Origin of the sequence: Alkalihalobacillus phoenicis (assembly GCF_047302405.1) — a bacterium.
GTDB lineage: Bacteria > Bacillota > Bacilli > Bacillales > Bacillaceae_D > Alkalihalobacillus.
Window position 1 is genome coordinate 2,686,709 of sequence record NZ_CP154853.1, and the last position, 18,446, is coordinate 2,705,154.

Genomic DNA, 18,446 nt, shown 5'->3' on the forward strand with positions numbered 1-18,446 from the left:
GTAAATAAATTAATTAGGTTATTCACAAAAGTCTAAACCCCATAATAACTTATAAAAAAAGAAGGAACAGATGGGAGTAGCTTATGGAGGATCGAGATTTTTTTGGACGGGATGATATTATTTTGTTTCTAGATATAATTGTCGTATTAATGCTCGAAGAAGCCCCTATTCTTGGACTTGTTTTTGTAGCCCTGTTAAAAACGGTGACACATGAAGTCTTGCCGAGGTTAGCCTTAATCATCTTAATCATTGTGATGTCGATTGTTTATACTGAAGATGAGGAAGAGAGTGAAGATGAGGGTGATGGCAATCCTTTAATCGATTAAAGTTATTTAATAGCTCATTTCTAATTACTCGTACAAAGTTGTTTCCTTTGATAAAATAAAGGGGATCATCAGCTGGAGGGATTTATTTTGTATAAAGGAAAAGCATTTTGTGAAGCCAATCTCTATTTTTATAAACATAGTCGTTATGACAAAAGCGAAATCAACAAAAGGATTGACCACCTTTTGTCCTATCAAACAAATACCGTACAAATCTCCAATGTCCAATTAATAAAAGAGGAGTTTGACGAAAAAGAAAAGCAATTTTATATCCAACTTTCGGTTCATGCGGAAGTACTTGTGCCCTATGATCAACGAATCACTCATTTAAATGACTATCGAATAAATGCTTGCCGTGATCTCCGCAAACATTTTCCAAAAGCTGGAGCAATTATGGCTCACTCCATTGATACATATACCCCTCTTAGATGGAAAGGATTTAAGGGAGAAAAAGCGAAACAATAAATAAGTCGGGTTGCGTGGGCGAAGGATGGAAGACGTAGCGATTAGCGTGAAGGCTCCCGACCCGACTCACCGCGGAATGTGTAGGACATGCTGCTCGCGGAGTAGGCTACGTAATGGACGATTCTACCTTTTTATATGATGAATATTTAACTCGCTTCTTGCTCTTGTTGTTTTTTTATTTTCTCCTGTATTTTTATCGCTCGTTTAATAATTTGATAATAGGCAAAAAAACAAACGAGAGCAAAAACTCCTCCACTTAGAAAAAAGGCAAATAACGGATGAAAAGAATTTAACGTATAAATACTAAAACTCGAAACCCCAACCATAGAAATCGTATAGGGCAAATAACCGACAGCTAACAAAATAGACTTTTTAATTGATGTAAAAAACTTCACATTAAAATGAACAGTATCCGAGAAAAAATGGGCGTTCCAACTAATTAAAAAGACGGTAGTCACTAAGTAAAAATAAAATAGAGGCGACTGCCATTCAATTTGTGCTAAGTAATAGTTGTAAATCCATAATGACCATAATGCCGAAAAGAAAACCCCACCAATCAAACTACGAATATAATTTCCCTTAAAACCTTTCCAAAAAGTGCGAAAAATCGATTGCTCTGTTTTCATCACAAAAGTTCGAACGACGGAAAACATCGCTGTTGTTGCCGGAAAAAAAATAAAAGGAAGTAAGACAACAAAAGAAATAAGTAGGACAGATAAACTTTCAAACGTTGGAGCAAGTACAATATTTGCCAATAAATAAACGAGAGGTAGATTAAATAATAACCACAACCCATTCACATATAGTATTTTCATGAGCCACTCTGATAGACTAAAAAGTTTGCTCCAGATGCCTGTAAGTCCCATAATTTACCCCCAATTTTATTCATAATCTTTTTTATACAAATAATGGACATGCTTTACATTTGAAAGACGCAATCCTTTGTTTGCTCCTAAATAAGCAAAAATGTTGTCATATCCTCTTTGGAAAATTTTTAAGTTTGATATAGCTCTATTTTATACGATTCAGTATGTAAAGCTCAAAGTTTTTTCCCGATATTACTTCGATATGAAAGGGGTATCTCAAAGGCTCGAACCTTCTGAGATACCCGCAACCATTCATATCATTAGTTACCTTGCATTGCTGCTAAATTCTCTTGCCATTTCGTTGTTTTATAATCTAATACTTGCTGATATCCGACCGCCATCGCTTGCTCATTAGCATCGGCTACAATTTGTTCTACTTCTTCATCACTTTGAGCATAAAGTGCTTTTGCACGTGCTTCTTCAAAGATTTCACCAATACGTTGTTGGGCAATACCTTCATCTGATTCAGGCATTGGGTTAATATTCAAAAATTCAGTGACATCTAATTGGCTAGGCCATAAAACTTCTTGCTGCCAATATGTTGTCCAAGTAATTTGGTCCTCTGGTAATTGCATTTCATAAGAACCTTTTGCATTGTCAAGGAATTTAGAGTTTCCATTAAATTGGAATGAAGCAGCTCCACCTTCCATTTCTTTTGCTCCTTCTTGGTCATTAATATAGGCATCTGTGAAGTTAGGTAGGACTCCTTCTTCAATCCAACCATCCCAATAAACTCCTTCTGGACCAAACATGGAAAGCATTTGACCTTCAGGACCTGTTAACCAATCTAGGAATGCGAATACTTTTTCTGGGTCTTCAGCAGAAGTTGTAATCACATTTACGTTCCAACCTAATTGATTATAATCGCCAGGGAAAGTATTGTTAGGATTATTTCCTTCTTTATGAATTGGGTTAGCAACAAAATAACCACTATCTGGATCATCGGCAATTAATTGCTGATGTCCTCTTTGACCTAAAGTTGTAACACTTGCTCCCGCAAATACAGCGACACGACCATTTAAGATTTTTTCCTCTAAATCATCAGCTGATTGTGTTAAAGCATCCTGTGTCATTAAACGCTCACGGAATAATTTACTTGCATATTTTAAAGAATCAACATAGTTTTCATCCTCAAATAAAGAAACAAGCTTGTCGCCATTTGGAACCCCTTGGTTACGAATATCAGTTGGGGCACGTCCCTCAGCAAAAGCTGAATAAAGGACACCTACACCTTGAGCTTCAACCCCTGTTTCAAATGGAATAACATCAGGAAATTCTGCTTGTACTAACTTTAAATATTCATATAAATCGTCAGTTGTTTCTAATGAAGGAGAACCTAACTCCTCATAGATCCCTTTATGGACGAGGTATCCACCATTACCAAAAGGTTGGTCATTGTACCAGTTCGGGAATTGATAAAGCTTGCCATCTTCTGAACGAAGAAGGTTCATTGCTTCTTCACTCATCCACGTTTTTAAGTTTGGATATTTATCAAGATAATCATCAAATGCTACTAATACCCCACCTTCACGAAGCCTTTCAACATCCGCACCTCTATCTGTCCAAATAATATCAGGTAAATTTCCATCAACGATCATCGTGCTTAAACGTTGAGCGGCATTACCACCACCATCAATGGCCGTAAGGTGTACATCGTATAACTCTTGAATATTAGCCGTCGCTTCATCGGCTCCCCACTGGTCCATTGTGTACCAATCATAGTTACCAAAAACCGTAATGTCTAATTGTTCAGAGCCAAGTACCCAAGCGTCACCTTCTGATTCTGCTGTTTCACCAGTTCCCTCTTCTGTACCTGGTTCATCGGCTGGTTCTTCTGGCTCATTGTCGACACTATCACCAGAACATGCAGCTAAAATAAGAACAGTCATCAATGTCGCTACAAATAGAAGAAATCCCTTCTTTTTCATCAACATACTTAAATCCCCCTTATTCTCTTAAATAATTTATTTAAAGCAAAAGTGCCTTAAATCAAAGTAAAGGTGAAACTATTCTTTTAATGAGCCAATTAATACTCCTTTAACAAAATATTTCTGGATGAAAGGATACACCATAATAATCGGCAAGGTCGCCACCATCATCGTCGCCATCGACAAAGATTTACCGGTAACTTTCATTTGTTGCGACATCATTGCTTGGGCTCCAGCATCAAGCTGGTTCATCGCTGAACTGACTGTGTTTGAGTTTAATATCTTTTGCAATAACGTTTGAATCGGAATTAAACTCTCAGTCGTTATATAGATACTCGGCAAAAACCAGTCGTTCCAGTGTGCAACAGCTGTAAAAAGCGATAAGGTAGCAATAACCGGACCTGATAACGGCAAGACCACTCGGAAAAAGATTCCCCAATAACCGCATCCGTCAATTTTGGCTGATTCTTCAAGCCCTTTTGGTAATTGAGCAAAGAAAGTTCGGAAAATAATCATATTCCAAACAGAGATTAACATCGGAATAATCATGACCCAGAAGCTATCCATTAACCCAAGCTCACGAATTAATAAAAACGTTGGAATTAATCCCCCACTAAAGAACATCGTAAATAAACAGAAGAGCATGAAGAATTTTCTACCAATCAATTCTCTTTTTGATAGTCCGTATGCAAGCATAGCTGTTAAGAAAACTGAAAGAACGGTTCCAATAACGGTTCTTAAAATCGATATAACAAAAGCATCCATCAATCTTTTATCTTGAAAAACAATGGTATAGTTTTCTAATGTAAATTCTCGTGGCCAAAAAGTGACTCCCCCCAGCGCAGTATCTTGACCTGCATTAAACGAGATTACGAGTGAATTCCAAAATGGGTAAAAAGTAGAAAAAGCTAATAAAGTTAAACTTATATATATAATCGTCATCATGACACGATCGCCAGCTGTTGGTTTAAGCATTGCAAAACTCCCCCTTTCGCTCTATTCCTACCATAAGCTGTTCCCTGATCTTCGGGCGAAGTAATTTGCCGCTGTTAGTAAGCCAACACTGATTACTGCTTTAAATAGACCAATGGCTGTTGCATAGGAATACTGACCATTGCTTATTCCAACTCGGTACACATACGTATCAATAACATCAGAAACCGAGCGTAAAATCGGATTATTACCAAGTAATAATAAGTCCTCAAATCCTGCATTTAATAGATTACCAATTTCCAAAATAAAGAAGATAACAATAATCGGCATAATCGACGGAATCGTAATTAAGAAAATTTGCTTAAATCTGCTCGCCCCATCAAGAGCGGCTGCTTCATATAGCTGTGGATCAACCCCAGCGATAGCGGCAATATAGACGATTGAAGCAAAACCAATTGATTTCCAGACATTCGTCGAAACAATAATCGTCCAGAAATATTCGGGAATGGCTAGAAAGTGTATCGGATGTTCAATTAACTTCAGTTGTTGTAATAAAATATTGATACTTCCGTTATCTGTAGATAATAAAGACATTGCAAATCCAGCAACAATAACCCATGATAAGAAATGCGGTAGATAAGTAATCGTTTGAACCGAACGTTTAAATGCCATGTTCCGCACTTCGTTTAAAGCTAAAGCCAAAATAATAGGCGCTGGAAAACCAATTAAGATTTTTATAGAACTTAAGATGAGCGTATTTCGCATGATTTCCCAAAAACGTGGGTCATTAAAAAAGCGCTCAAAGTTCTCCAAACCTACCCACTTACTACCTGAAATCCCCTCAAAGATGTTAAATTGTTGGAAGGCCATTACTACCCCGTACATCGGGATATAGTTAAAGATTAAGATAAGGATAATTCCAGGCAACACCATCATCTGTAATTCCCATTGCTGGAAAAAACGAGCTAGCGGACCTTTTTGATTATCTGGAATATGTGCTAAGCTTTTACCTTTTGATGTGCCTAACTTTGCCATGCTTTTCTCCCTTCATAAAACTTTCTCCTATAAAATCACTCTAGAACTCTAATCGAAAATGAATAGTTTTAGATTTTTAATAAATAGGTAATACATGGAAGAAGACATTTGGTGATGCCATTCGGTAATAATAACTTGACCAACCAACTCCTGTTGATTCTTCAACATTTCGATTAAAATTAAGGCGTTCTTCTTCAAGTTCTTCGATTTTTTCAATTTGTCCATTAAGATAAGCTTCAATTCTCATCGCTGCTGTATCTAGCCTTGTTAACAATCCACCATAACGAATGTCGATAACTTCCCACCCAAAAGGTTTATTTACATGGAGCCATTGGCTTCGATGCGCGAGCCTTAATTGCTGTACTTTTTGAATCACATCTGGAATCATTTTTTCAACAATTTCCAACAATGTCTCTTTATCTCTATGATCATAGGCTTGTTTTAAACGAATTCCTAAATCACCCTTAACGGCTAGCACAGCGGATAGCTTCTCTGGAACGTCGAACATATAATCAAGTTCACGATTGCTGTTACGAGAGCTCTTAATTTTCTCTTCTAGTTGCTCAAAATGGCTTTTAAGGTCAATTCCTTTTACATGGGTATCAAACAAGCCAATTAACACATCCTGCCATAATAAAAATTTCGATGGATTGGTTTGTGACATATTATCAGCTGGAATTCCTGGTAAGTAGTCAAGAGCATTAAAAAGCATATAGTCCTCTTGATTAACCCCTGTACAAAACTCAGTTCTAGCAGCTAACTTCTCGTCCTCTACATTTCCTTTTGTATAAGCATGTTCAGCATAAAGTTGTAATCCTAAAAGGGCAGTGAATACATTGTTCTCATAACCATCATCTCCCCAAAGGGTCACAAACACATCCTTGATCCCTTCTTTTTTACAAGCTGTTAAAGCTGCGTTAGATGTACGTAAAGATAAGCCATAGTTTGTACTAAATGTATTCCATACCCATATTCCACCAGCAAAAGCAGGAGTACGTCCAAATGCCTTGTGCTTCTGAATCATTTGATCGTATTCTTCTTCTTTTGTATGGAAGTAATCCCAATACATGAGTTGAACATCCTTAGGGGTTTCTTCTAAAATATGCTCTGGAATCTTAATGTCTAAGTCATAGTGGACATCCCCTGTTTGGGACGCGAATTTGATAAACATATCACTCCACATCATCGGTTCTAGCCCTAAAGCCTTCGTTACTTCTAGAACTTTTTTCAAATGACCATTCATCAGCTCAAATCTATCTCTATATCCGAACTTATTTAAGTAGACCCCTCTCCCAAGCTCTTCCGCTTCATCCATCCCAATATGAATACGTTTACTTCTGAATGGTTTTGATGCTGCTGTGATTATTTTTTGAATAAACTCATACGTCGTTTCTTGTTCAACAAGTAACGCACCACGAGTGTCTTTCAAATGAACCGCGGCATCCCATTTTAAAAACTCTTCTAAATGGGCAAGTGTTTGAATACAAGGAATCAATTCAATTCCGAACTGATGGCCATAATCATCTAATTCTCTTAATTCTTTTTCTGTATAACGACCTCTCATATAGCCAAAGTATGGCTCACCCTCTACTTCATACGTATCTTCCATATATAACATCATGGAATCAAACCCCATTAGAGCAAGTGTTTGAATCATTTCTTTTAATCTAGGTACATTCATAACTGCATTTCGTGAAAAATCGAACATCGGACCAATGGTCTCAAATTGAGCTTCCTCTTCTATTTGAACTGATTGATTTTCCTTTGTTACTTTTTCAAGAAATAATCCTAAAGCTCTAAAAAATTGAACTTTTTTATCGTAGATTATTTTCCCTCTACCATTTTCAAAATGAACTTCAATTTTTTTCCCTTGTTGAATCTTAATCGGAATTCCTTCTGGAGATAATTGCAATCCTAATCGACTTTGGATCGTTTTTAATCCCTCTTCTATAGTTGAAACCTCTCCATAAATATTTACCTTCACTGTTGCCACCCCCGAGTATTAAAAACTGCCTCCTTACATTTACACACTTATGGTAAAATGAAAAGGAAACACAAAAACTAAGAATATTGAATTATTTCTGATAATTATTCTAGGTGAAATCTAATTCTTTATTACATTATAATGTTATAAACACTTAAAACTCTTTCACTCTTTTGCTCATTTTTAGTACAATCTTGCTTTAATTCTTTTAATCTAGCGTAGATTTTTTATAATAGAAGAAAATCAGTCATTAAATTTGTCATAATGTCTGGAGCCAAAAGAAGTTTTGTTGCCCATATCAAAAGCTCGAGTAAAACCAATCATAATGTTCAATGGTCTGTTGAATCGAATGGTTTCTAGTTAACCAAAACGGAGTCAGCGGAATACCCGAAGACTCCTGCGGGATTAGTGAGGAACGGGAGACCCCGCAGGGTTAACGAGGAGGCTCCCGACTCACCCGCGGAACGCGTAGGGTATGCAGCTGACGCAGTAAACCAACTACTCTTTTTCTCGCTTCTAACCAAACAGGCTTCGCTTTATAATCAATCTAGCTGCGTCCGTTAGAAGCTCGAGTAAAACCAATCATAATATTCTATAGTCAGTTGAGCCAATTCACTTTTCGTTAACCAAAACGGAGTCAGCGGAATACCCGAAGACTCCTGCGGGATTAGTGAGGAACGGGAGACCCCGCAGGCTTAGCGAGGAGGCTCCCGACTCACCCGCGGAACGCGTAGGGTATGCAGCTGACGCAGTAAACCAACTACTCTTTTTCTCGCTTCTGAACGAACGGACTCCGCTTTTTATTCAATCTAGCTGCGTCTGTTAGAAGCTCGAGAAAAATCGGTTCGTCTTTATGAAGACAAAAAGCGTCTTCAAAAGCCGCCCCTAATTTTTTCTCGCTTCTGAGCGAACGGACTCCGCTTTTTATAATAGGAGGTTTAAATGGACTTATCTTTGTATGAAAAACCATTATATACTGACCCATTCTTCCCTTTAAGAATTACCTTTGAGCAACACGCAAATGAAGGGATTTTATTTCAAAAGCACTGGCATGAAGAAATGGAATTGCTTTTTATAACACAAGGACATGCTGCTATTGAAATAAATTCAAATACTTTTGAAGCAAAAGAAGGCGACCTCCTTATTATTAACAGTAATGAGTTACATCAAGGGATCGGCTTTAGCAAAAATGTCTCCTATTACTGTATGATTATCGACACCTCTTCCCTTCATAACAGCTTCATCGAAACATACACTAAGAACCGAACGATGACACAACCGAATGATTACACATTAATCAAAAACATCATAAGTGGGGACACTACGGTTAGAAGTATCATGGACAACCTAACCGTTGAACAAACAAATAAAAATATCGGTTATGAACTATATGTAAAATCTAGCGTCATTTATTTAATTGGTTACCTAGTCCGTCATTACGGAGTTAAAACATTAAATGAGCAAAAACATACGACTCGCCTCAAAAACCTAAATCGTTTAAATAAAGTGCTAGAATACATAGACACCCATTATTACGAAGATTTAACCGTAAATGAAGCAGCGAAAATTTCAAACTTAAGTCCTTATTATTTCTGTAGACTTTTTAAAACAGCAACAGGAAGAAGTTTTGTCCAATATGTAAATGAACGACGAATTGAAAAAGCTCATATGCTACTCACTAAAACGGATTTAAGCATTATGGAAGTAGCCTTACAAACCGGGTTTAACGATGCTAATTACTTTAGTCGTGCCTATAAAAAATTACGAAAAGAGTCACCATCGACCGCCAGAAAAGGTCATATTCCCAAATAGAAGACTTTTGCCGTCTTTACTTTAGAACAAAACTTAAACGAACCATAAATAAAAAAAACGTCATTTGGAAATAAGTTGACCAACTGGCGTTTATTATTTACCAAAAGGATTGCTTCTTTTGCTATTACAACCGTTCTTCATTCTTGTCCATTTACAAAACTAACCATAAAACAACTCCATCCTAAACTCTGCTCCGTTGATAAAAGATCTTACCTTCCATTACCTAATGAACCAATCAATAAGTCATAAATAGTGGATATTATTCCCATTAATTTTAGATTTTTATAAACAACTAGTTCGATCGACCTTTCTTTTATTCATAAAAGTGGAGTCTCTTTATCTATTTCGTTCTTTGCTTACGTCCTTTATGCTTAATAACGATGTACTTTTTTCATTTTATATCTTAAGCCTCTTAATTAATGTCATCATATTTGCAGTTTTAATCAAACCACTATGTCTTAAAAAGGGGACTGAACATGACTAGAATCATTGCGATTACTTCAGGAAAAGGCGGGGTCGGAAAAACGACGACCACAGCTAATATTGGTACTGCCCTAGCTTTAATGGGAAAAAAGGTCTGTTTAATTGATGCTGACTTCGGGTTAAGGAACTTAGACATTCCACTCGGACTAACCAAAAGAATTATCTTTGACGTATTAGATTATGTTTCAGGAAAATGCGATAACCTTCAACAAGTGTTAATTAAGGACAAGCAACTACCTAATTTATATTTATTGCCAGGAAATCGTACCGTTACAGAACTTGATTATGATTCAGCTCATTTTCAAAAAGCTATTTTAAAACTCAAAACGGATGGATTCTTTGATTTTGTTTTAATTGACTCTCCAGCCGGTATAGAAAAAGGTTTTCAAACTGCCATTTCTGCAGCATCTGAAGCCATTGTTGTCACAACACCTGACAGAACAGCCGTGCAAGATGCCGATCGAGTCATCGGTATGTTAGAAAAAAGAATGAAAAAAACGCCTAAACTCATAATTAATTATTATAATAAGCGTCAAGCAGATAAAGGCCACCGTTTGCTTCAAAGTGAAATTGAAAAGCAACTAAACACTGCTTTATTAGGAGTCATTCATGAAGATGAGGAAATCATTAAATCATCAAACGAAGGTAAAGTGATTGCCTTGTACAGTCATTTGGAAAGCGGATTAAGATTTAGACATATTGCTAGAAATGTTCTGATGGAAAAAACATTACGTTATATCTCAACAAAAAATACACACAAAAAACAATTCATGCAGCCACTAAAGATGGTTCATTATTTTAATTTAACTAAAAATCGTAAAGTGCGTACAAAATAATCAAGGTTGTCTCAAAAGTCATGTCATCAGCTTTTGAGAGCCTTTTTTATTTTGACGGTCTATTTACTAGTTATTCGAACCGTAATTCACGCATTACACGTGTTTCATTACTTATTCATTTTTATTCGCACCCTAATTCCCGCCTCACACTTACTTCATTACCAATTATCCTAAAACCGATGTTCCTCCCCCAACTAATCCCGCTTTTCACGCATAAAAAAAAGACCGCTCAAAAAGTCATTCGCCCTTTGAGACAGTCCTATATTTCATTTTAATCTTATGAGTTTGCTTGCTTAACCCAACCTGCTACTGTTACAGCACGTTTGGCTTGATGTTTTGCAGCATCTTTTACATCCTCAACCATGTTACCTTCTTGGTCAATCGTTACACTCACACCGTATGGGTTTCCGCCTGAAGCAAATTGTACGGGATCTGTGTATCCAGGAGAGGCAATAAGGGAACCCCAGTGGTGCATTGTATTATAAAGTGCAAGTATGGTTGCTTCTTGACCACCATGGGCATTACTTGCAGAAGACATCGCACTTACTACTTTGTTCGCTAATTTGCCTTGAGCCCATAGTCCACCCGTTGTATCAATAAATTGTTTCATTTGAGCAGCCATGTTACCAAAACGAGTTGGTACACTGAAAATAATAGCATCCGCCCACTCTAAATCGTCATTTGTTGCAACTGGTACATCTTGCGTTGCGTCAACATGAGCTCTCCATGCTGGGTTTGAATCAATTGCTGCATCAGGAGCAAGCTCTTTTACTTTCAATACCTTGACTTCAGCACCAGCTTCTTTTGCTCCTTCTGCCGCCCATTGTGCTAATTGGTAGTTTGTACCTGTTGAACTATAATAAATTACCGCTAATTTTACATTTGCCATTTCTCTCGACTCCTTTTCATCTGAACCAAATAATTTTTTGAAAAAACTCATAACCATTCACCTTCTTCTTCAATTAAAAGGATAACCTTATGGAATCCACCTCCACCAAAAATTGCTCTTGGTAGTATACCCGAGATTCTCCCTTTCATTAAATCTTTAAATCAGATTACTTAACTTCAAGATAATTAAGATGACTTTCTTTAATTATCTACATTTCATATACTATCATAAAACACTTAACTAACACAATAGTATTAACTATATTTTTGTAAGTTTATTTTAAAAACAATTTCTTCACTCCCAATCCCTTGATCTTTTACCCTTTTTATATAAAAAAGAAACTTAAAGTTTTTGTTTAAGCTTCTTAATTAATCATAAAATTGTACGGAAATACTTGAGTAGAAACTATAATAAGCTAAACATTTCAATAATTACTCCGTATCCATCCAATGAAAGTACTCAAGAGAATTCATTGTCATACTAAGGTGTGATACTTGTTCACCACCTCGATTATAAAAAGCAGAACCATTTATCTCTTCTATAGGAGGATAAACAATTTCTTCGTTATTATTTACGAGTAAATAGGAATAACTTAAACCATTAGAATTAGACCAAAAACTAAATATCCCTTCCTGTTGCTCATATTTATTCAATTCCAGAATTACCGATTTCCATTCTTTAGGAATTTGACTAACGCCGTAAGACGAGTTAATAGCTTCCTTATAATTAGCTTGAATTCTTGGTTGATATTGATAATCCTCTAGCCCACTTGCCGAATATGAACGTTCTAGAATCATATGAAAAATAATTTTCTCTGCTGGTCCTGTATTAAAATTCCAAACAAAATACAAAGAACTTGGATCTTTTTTATCCAATTGCCAAATTTTTGGTAATGACCTACGTTCCGTTACAATTGGAACCCATTCACTATTCTGCCATTCCCAAAAACTTTGACTATGGGAACCATCATCATCTTTAAAAGGAATATATACATGTGATTCATCTAAATAAATGATATCTAGAATTTCGAACTTCTCCGATTTTTCATCCATTTTCTTATATTCTCGCGATAAAATATCGGCTAATTCCTCCTCATTTAAAAATGAAGAAGGTAATCTCTCATCACTCCACCAAAAAATAAGAAGGAAGCTTATACTAATAACAAACAGGCTTCCTATAATTAATTTCTTAATGAAACTCATTCATCAGTCCCCCATTCTAAAAAAACATCATTAGTACGAAAATATAGATGTTCTTCTCCTACTTGAATTAACAACCCTAAACTATCTTCTTCAATATAAACAATTGGAGTGAATCCGCTCCCCTTTTTTGACTCAACACCTACCATCATATAAGGAAATTTTTCGACCCGATCAATTAATTCAATTGGCTTATCATTATTCATTTGAATTTGATCGTACCAAGTAATACTATTAAATGTTTCAATAATGAAACTATCATAATAAAAGCTCTCAGGGTCAAAATGCACTTTTTCTCCAGAAGGATGAATCGTAAAAACCGTAACATCATCAACATTAGTAATGAGAGTTTCTAAATCATATATATCATACAAACTATTATGTAAAGGTCGTTCGACAATATCTGTCATGAAAAAAAGAAAGTTAAAAGCAAAACCAATCCAAGCATATTTTTTATATTTGGCCCAGCCATTCTCTCGCTTTCGCAAAAACAAGACCAATATAAAGACCCCTAAAGGCAAGATAGGTGCTGTATATTGAATTTCATTTATTTGAAAAGAAAAATCATATGAAAATAATCCAATATAGCCAACTAGAAGAACTCTCCATAAAGAGTGAACAGCTTCGTCTCGTCGATAAATACTAACTAACACAATTAAAAACAAAGACCAGCCAAAAAGGACCAAACCTATTGAAATAAAACTACCACTAAACAACGATACCCCTCCATAATTCAACATTAAATATAAATAAAATAAGATATTTAAATCGTATCATGAGATTTGGTAAAACTATACATTTTTTTAGGTGTACGTTCTTTTTTTAGAGGCTTTTCAGCAATCAAAAAGTATTTTACAATTATAGAAGAGACTGAACAGGAGACATGCCTATGATCAAAAATTGGATAAAGCCCTTGATTGGGAAACGATTATTAAAAACGGGGTTAGCTGTTTTTATTACAGCTTGGATTTGTCAGTCGTTAGGCTTACCTGTTGTTTTTGCCGTTATAGCTGCGATTGTTACGATTGAACCTACTGTCCATGCTTCCATAAAAAAAGGAATGATTAGACTTCCTGCTGCGGCTATTGGAGCAGCTATTGCGATGAGCTTTGATTTTCTTCTTGGACAAGTTCCATTAACCTTTGCTCTTTCCGCTTTTTTTACTATTTACATTTGCCACCGGCTTGGCTGGCATGACGCCATTATCGTGTCGACTTTAACCGCAGTAGCCATGATCCCAATGACCCAGGATCATTTTTTCCTTACCTTTCTTACTCGTGTTGCAACAACAACGATCGGTTTAACTGTATCTACATTAGTAAACCTTATCATTTGGTCACCAAACTTTATTAAAGACATTCGTCAAACTCAAAAAGAACTCATTTTTGATACAAAAGCGTTAATAGATAAAAGCTTAGCCAATCAAAATTTAACGAAAAAAACGACTGCTAAACTCCAAAAGCAATTAAAACAAATTGATGAGAAAATGCAACAAATGAAAGAATATTTAACATTACAACATGATGTACATAAATTTAAAAAACAAGAAAAAGACGATATTGCTTTACAAGAAATTCAAAAACAAGTGAACATGATGTACCAAGTAACCTCCCATACCAAAAATATTATTGCGTATTCAAAAAAAGAGAACCTCCAAAAAAGAGAGGCTGCTCAGCTTTACCAAGCGTGGAGTTTAATCAAAGATAGTTTCTACGATGAAACTTTGCGAATTCATGGTGAAAATGTCCAACAAGTCCGTAATATCCTTTATCCTCTCATTTATGAAAGTAAAAATGATGAAGTACTTGTTTCAAAAAGCACCTCGATTGCGATTGAATTATTATCTATTTATCATTTGCTCATCGATTATCAAGAAACAAGAGAAACCCAGCAAAAGAAACAAACTAACCCAAAACAGCCGTACCCCTCACCTAATCCTTAAATTAGGTGATTTTTTTGAATAATTTTGAAAAAAATGGTTTTGATAATTTTCTTCACTAGGACGTAATTCATGATATGATAGCAGTGGTATAATCTGTATGTGAAAAAAAGTTTAATATACGAGTGAGAAAGGGTTACCATCGATGACTTACAAGCGAAAAATGCTATTAATATATATTTCTATCGGAATTCTTTGGATCGTCATAACTGATTATCTTGTCTTTTATTTAGATATGGATACTTATATCAGTATTCAAAAGATTAAAGGCGTTGTTTTTGTCCTCTTAACAGGAATTTTTATTTATCATATTCTCGGAAAACGAGAGCAATTACAGCTCCTCAAAAACGAAAAAGAACGACTATCGACCTTAATTAACTCTATGGTCGACTTTGTTAACTTCAAAGACGGTGAAGGCAGATGGATTGACACCAATCAGTATGGATTAAAATTATTTCAATTAGAAGGCGTTGATTACCGCGGAAAAACCGACGCAGAACTAGCAAAATATACCGACTTTTATCATGATGCCCTATTAGCGTGTATCGATTCCGATGAAGAAACATGGCGCTCTGGTCAAATCACACGAGTTGAAGAAATGATTCCTCAACCCGATGGCTCGTTTCGCACATTTGAAACAATTAAAGTTCCACTTTTTGAGGCAAATCAAAAAAGGAAAGGTCTTGTTGTCATTGGACGAGATGTAACTGAGCGAATTATCGCCAATAAACAAGTAAAAGACAGTGAAATCAAATATAAATCATTATTTAAATACAATCCTGAGCTTGTCTTTATGGTTGATTTAAACGGATATATTACAGAGTTAAATCCACAATTTGAACCCTTAACAGGTTTTGAACCAAATGAAGCAATCGGAAAATCAATCAATGACTATATAGACGAAAAAGATCGAGAACGAATTGAACATTCTTTAGCGAATGTGCGAACTGAAAAGATGACCGATCAAAATTCGGAGATCCTCTTAAAACATAAAGGTGGACAAAAAGTCATCGTCCATTGTGTCTTCGTTCCGATTTTAAATGGCGATGAGATTCAAGGTATTATTGGTTATACAACAGATATGACCTCTGCTTTAGCAACAGAAGAAAAACTAAGAACAACCGAAAAATTAGCCGTTGTTGGTGAACTTGCCGCTGGCATTGCTCATGAAATTCGCAATCCACTAACTTCATTAAAAGGATTTGTCCAGCTGTTTCAAATTGAAAGTAAAGAAAAGAACTTTATCCACGATGTAATGTTAGATGAGCTAGAGAGAATTAATACGATCGTAAGTGAATTACTCGTTTTAGCCCGCCCTCAGGAACTTATTTTTTGTAAAAAGAACCTCAATGACATTATGGATAATGTATTAACCTTACTTCATTCAGAAATGAACTTACATGGAGTAACTGTCAGCCTCGATCAGAAAGCAGAAGAACTTTTATTAGATTGTGAGCCGAATCAATTAAAACAATTATTCTTAAACATCTTAAAAAATTCAATGGAAGCCTCGGCTACTCATATACAAATTGAAATATTTAAAGAAGGAGCTTACCTCGGAATTTCTGTAAAAGATAATGGCTGTGGAATCGAGAAAGAACGATTGAAAAAAATTGGGGAGCCTTTTTATTCACAAAAGGAAAAAGGCACTGGTTTAGGTTTAACCGTCAGCTTCAAAATCGTCGAAGCTCACAGAGGTACGATTCATTATGATAGTATCGTTAACGAAGGCACGATTGTAACGATGAAATTTCCAGTAAATCGAATGTAATGAAAAAGATCTCGCTCTATGCGAGGTCTTTTTCATACTCATTCATTAGTATCCTTTTTTGCTAAATTTAATAGGTAACTTTTATTTGATGGCTTTGGCATTCATTGGCGATCTTTGATTCCCTTTGCGACTTTTATTTGATGGCTTTGGGATTCATTGGCGGCCTTTGATTCCCTTTCTAGCTTTTATTTGATGGCTTTGGGATTCATTGGTGGTCTTTGATTCCCTTTCTAGCTTTTATTTGATGGCTTCCGGATTCATTGATGCCCTTTGATTCCCTTTGCGACTTTTATTTGATGGCTTTGGGATTCATTGGCGGCCTTTGATTCCCTTTCTAGCTTTTATTTGATGGCTTCCGGATTCATTGACGGCCTTGGATTCCCTTTGCGACTTTTATTTGATGGCTTCCGGATTCATTGACGGCCTTGGATTCCCTTTGCGACTTTTATTTGATGGCTTTGGGATTCATTGGCGGCCTTTGATTCCCTTTCTAGCTTTTATTTGATGGCTTCCGGATTCATTGACGGCCTTGGATTCCCTTTGCGACTTTTATTTGATGGCTTCCGGATTCATTGACGGCCTTGGATTCCCTTTCTAGCTTTTATTTGATGGCTTTAGCATTCATTGGCGACCTTGGATTCCCTTTCTAGCTTATATTTGATGGCTTCCGGATTCATTGACGGCCTTGGATTCCCTTTGCGACTTTTATTTGATGGCTTCCGGATTCATTGGCGACCTTTAATTTCCTTTGCGACTTTTATTTGATGGCTTCCGGATTCATTGACGGCCTTGGATTCCCTTTCCGGCTCTGATTCAATCGCTTCGAGCTTCATTCGAGTCAAGTCAAAATTAGGGTGCAAAAAGCTTGGTGTTACAATTAAGAAGTCATTATATTTGGCTAAATACTCTATTCCCCTATATAGTAGAAAAGAATCCAAATTTAAAAAGATTTTTATATAGCGTGATTGTTGAAAAGAGGGACATCCATTGAAAAAAATGAGATATAAAAACTATGATGATATAGTAGACAACAAGACAATTAAGGACATGCGCAAGTGGTCCAAGGAAAGAAAACAAAAGAAAAAAGACTTATCGGTTCAGATTCCTCATGCCAATAAAGTTGAAGTGAAAGAGCTCCAAGAAAATAACACAAAGCTATCCATTACATGGGTCGGCCATTCAACATTTCTCATTCAACTTAACGGAATAAACATTTTAACTGATCCTGTTTGGGCAAAACATATGGGGATCCAGAAAAGGTTAACAGAGCCTGGATTAAGAATTTCCGATTTGCCTGAAATCGACGTCGTGCTCATTTCACATGGACACTATGATCATTTAGATTTTAGTACCATAAAAAAATTAAAAGGAGCTCCTACCTTTTATGTTCCACACGGTCTCAAATCAGCTTTCACACGTAGAAGGTATCAAAAGGTTATTGAAGCGAATTGGTGGGAACATTTTATCATAGAAGAAAATAATATAAAATTAACCTTCGTTCCTGCCCAACATTGGACAAGACGCTTTATTAACGATATGAATACCTCTCATTGGGGCGGTTGGATTATTGAAGATAGTTCGTCAGATAAATCGATTTATTTTGTCGGAGATACGGCTTATTTTACTGGCTTCAAAGAAATTTCCAAGAGATTTACAATCGACACTGTCTTAATGCCAATCGGTGCCTACGAACCTGAATGGTTTATGGCTTCATCCCATATAAACCCTGAAGATGCGATTAAAGCCTTTTTAGAGCTAGAAGGAAAATTATTCATCCCGATGCATTATGGTGCCTACCGTTTAGCAGATGACACAGGGCCAGAAGCATTAGAAAGATTTAACAAAGAATGGACAAGGCTCGCACTTTCTGAGGAACAATTAAAAGTATTAAAGTTAGGAGAAACGTATTGGGGCAGCGTATAATCGCAGTTCCATCGAGAACTATATAAAGAGTATATCTAAGAAAAACCGACAATGTCAGTT

Annotated in this window: 15 protein-coding genes; 7 read left to right on the plus strand and 8 right to left on the minus strand. The window is 36.1% G+C overall.

Going from position 1 to position 18,446, the window contains the following annotated elements:
• The first annotated feature begins 83 nt into the window (after positions 1 to 83).
• Both AA0017_RS12840 and AA0017_RS12845 read left to right on the plus strand, forming a co-directional pair.
• Positions 84 to 326 (plus strand): hypothetical protein, encoded by a 243-nt coding sequence (locus AA0017_RS12840; RefSeq protein WP_413374930.1) that lies wholly within the window; start codon positions 84 to 86, stop codon positions 324 to 326.
• 87 nt (positions 327 to 413) lie between these two features.
• On the plus strand, positions 414 to 788 hold the full coding sequence (locus tag AA0017_RS12845; protein WP_413374932.1) for a hypothetical protein: 375 nt from the start codon (positions 414 to 416) through the stop codon (positions 786 to 788).
• Positions 789 to 934: 146 nt separating this feature from the next.
• On the opposite strand, the gene AA0017_RS12850 is transcribed toward AA0017_RS12845, so the two are convergent.
• The 5 genes from AA0017_RS12850 to AA0017_RS12870 all read right to left on the minus strand — a co-directional run bounded on the left by AA0017_RS12850 (position 935) and on the right by AA0017_RS12870 (position 7,534).
• Entirely contained in the window at positions 935 to 1,654 is a 720-nt protein-coding gene (locus tag AA0017_RS12850; protein ID WP_413374933.1) for a YesL family protein, read from the minus strand.
• Between the two features lie 260 nt (positions 1,655 to 1,914).
• Positions 1,915 to 3,588: an extracellular solute-binding protein gene (locus tag AA0017_RS12855; RefSeq protein ID WP_413374935.1), complete on the minus strand. Its 1,674-nt coding sequence runs from the start codon at positions 3,586 to 3,588 to the stop codon at positions 1,915 to 1,917.
• Between the two features lie 72 nt (positions 3,589 to 3,660).
• Positions 3,661 to 4,557 carry a carbohydrate ABC transporter permease gene (locus AA0017_RS12860; protein ID WP_413374937.1) on the minus strand — a complete coding sequence of 299 codons (897 nt, stop codon included), beginning with the start codon at positions 4,555 to 4,557 and terminating at the stop codon, positions 3,661 to 3,663.
• A gap of 27 nt (positions 4,558 to 4,584) precedes the next feature.
• Positions 4,585 to 5,550 carry an ABC transporter permease gene (locus AA0017_RS12865; RefSeq protein ID WP_413374939.1) on the minus strand — a complete coding sequence of 322 codons (966 nt, stop codon included), beginning with the start codon at positions 5,548 to 5,550 and terminating at the stop codon, positions 4,585 to 4,587.
• A 76-nt stretch (positions 5,551 to 5,626) separates the two neighbouring features.
• Entirely contained in the window at positions 5,627 to 7,534 is a 1,908-nt protein-coding gene (locus tag AA0017_RS12870; protein ID WP_413374941.1) for a beta-N-acetylhexosaminidase, read from the minus strand.
• Positions 7,535 to 8,476: 942 nt separating this feature from the next.
• Between AA0017_RS12870 and AA0017_RS12875 the strand changes: the two genes are divergently transcribed.
• Both AA0017_RS12875 and minD read left to right on the plus strand, forming a co-directional pair.
• Complete coding sequence (locus AA0017_RS12875) at positions 8,477 to 9,346, plus strand: AraC family transcriptional regulator (RefSeq protein WP_413374943.1); 870 nt, start codon at positions 8,477 to 8,479, stop codon at positions 9,344 to 9,346.
• A gap of 476 nt (positions 9,347 to 9,822) precedes the next feature.
• A complete protein-coding gene (gene minD / locus AA0017_RS12880) occupies positions 9,823 to 10,665 on the plus strand; it encodes a septum site-determining protein MinD (protein WP_413374945.1) in 843 nt (280 codons plus the stop codon).
• Between the two features lie 277 nt (positions 10,666 to 10,942).
• Here the strand turns inward: minD and wrbA are convergent, their stop codons facing one another.
• From wrbA to AA0017_RS12895, 3 genes are all read right to left on the minus strand, one after another.
• On the minus strand, positions 10,943 to 11,554 hold the full coding sequence (gene wrbA / locus AA0017_RS12885; protein WP_413374947.1) for an NAD(P)H:quinone oxidoreductase: 612 nt from the start codon (positions 11,552 to 11,554) through the stop codon (positions 10,943 to 10,945).
• A gap of 431 nt (positions 11,555 to 11,985) precedes the next feature.
• On the minus strand, positions 11,986 to 12,756 hold the full coding sequence (locus AA0017_RS12890; protein ID WP_413374949.1) for a hypothetical protein: 771 nt from the start codon (positions 12,754 to 12,756) through the stop codon (positions 11,986 to 11,988).
• Positions 12,753 to 13,469 (minus strand): hypothetical protein, encoded by a 717-nt coding sequence (locus tag AA0017_RS12895; protein WP_413374951.1) that lies wholly within the window; start codon positions 13,467 to 13,469, stop codon positions 12,753 to 12,755. The genes AA0017_RS12890 and AA0017_RS12895 overlap by 4 nt, the downstream gene beginning before the upstream one ends.
• A 173-nt stretch (positions 13,470 to 13,642) precedes the next feature.
• Here AA0017_RS12895 and AA0017_RS12900 point away from each other — a divergent pair, with 173 nt between their 5' ends.
• From AA0017_RS12900 to AA0017_RS12910, 3 genes are all read left to right on the plus strand, one after another.
• Positions 13,643 to 14,695 (plus strand): FUSC family protein, encoded by a 1,053-nt coding sequence (locus AA0017_RS12900; protein WP_413374953.1) that lies wholly within the window; start codon positions 13,643 to 13,645, stop codon positions 14,693 to 14,695.
• A gap of 142 nt (positions 14,696 to 14,837) precedes the next feature.
• Positions 14,838 to 16,463, plus strand: coding sequence for a PAS domain S-box protein (locus AA0017_RS12905; protein ID WP_413374955.1), 1,626 nt, complete (start codon positions 14,838 to 14,840; stop codon positions 16,461 to 16,463).
• Between the two features lie 987 nt (positions 16,464 to 17,450).
• Positions 17,451 to 18,386: an MBL fold metallo-hydrolase gene (locus AA0017_RS12910; protein WP_413374957.1), complete on the plus strand. Its 936-nt coding sequence runs from the start codon at positions 17,451 to 17,453 to the stop codon at positions 18,384 to 18,386.
• Positions 18,387 to 18,446: the final 60 nt, after the last annotated feature.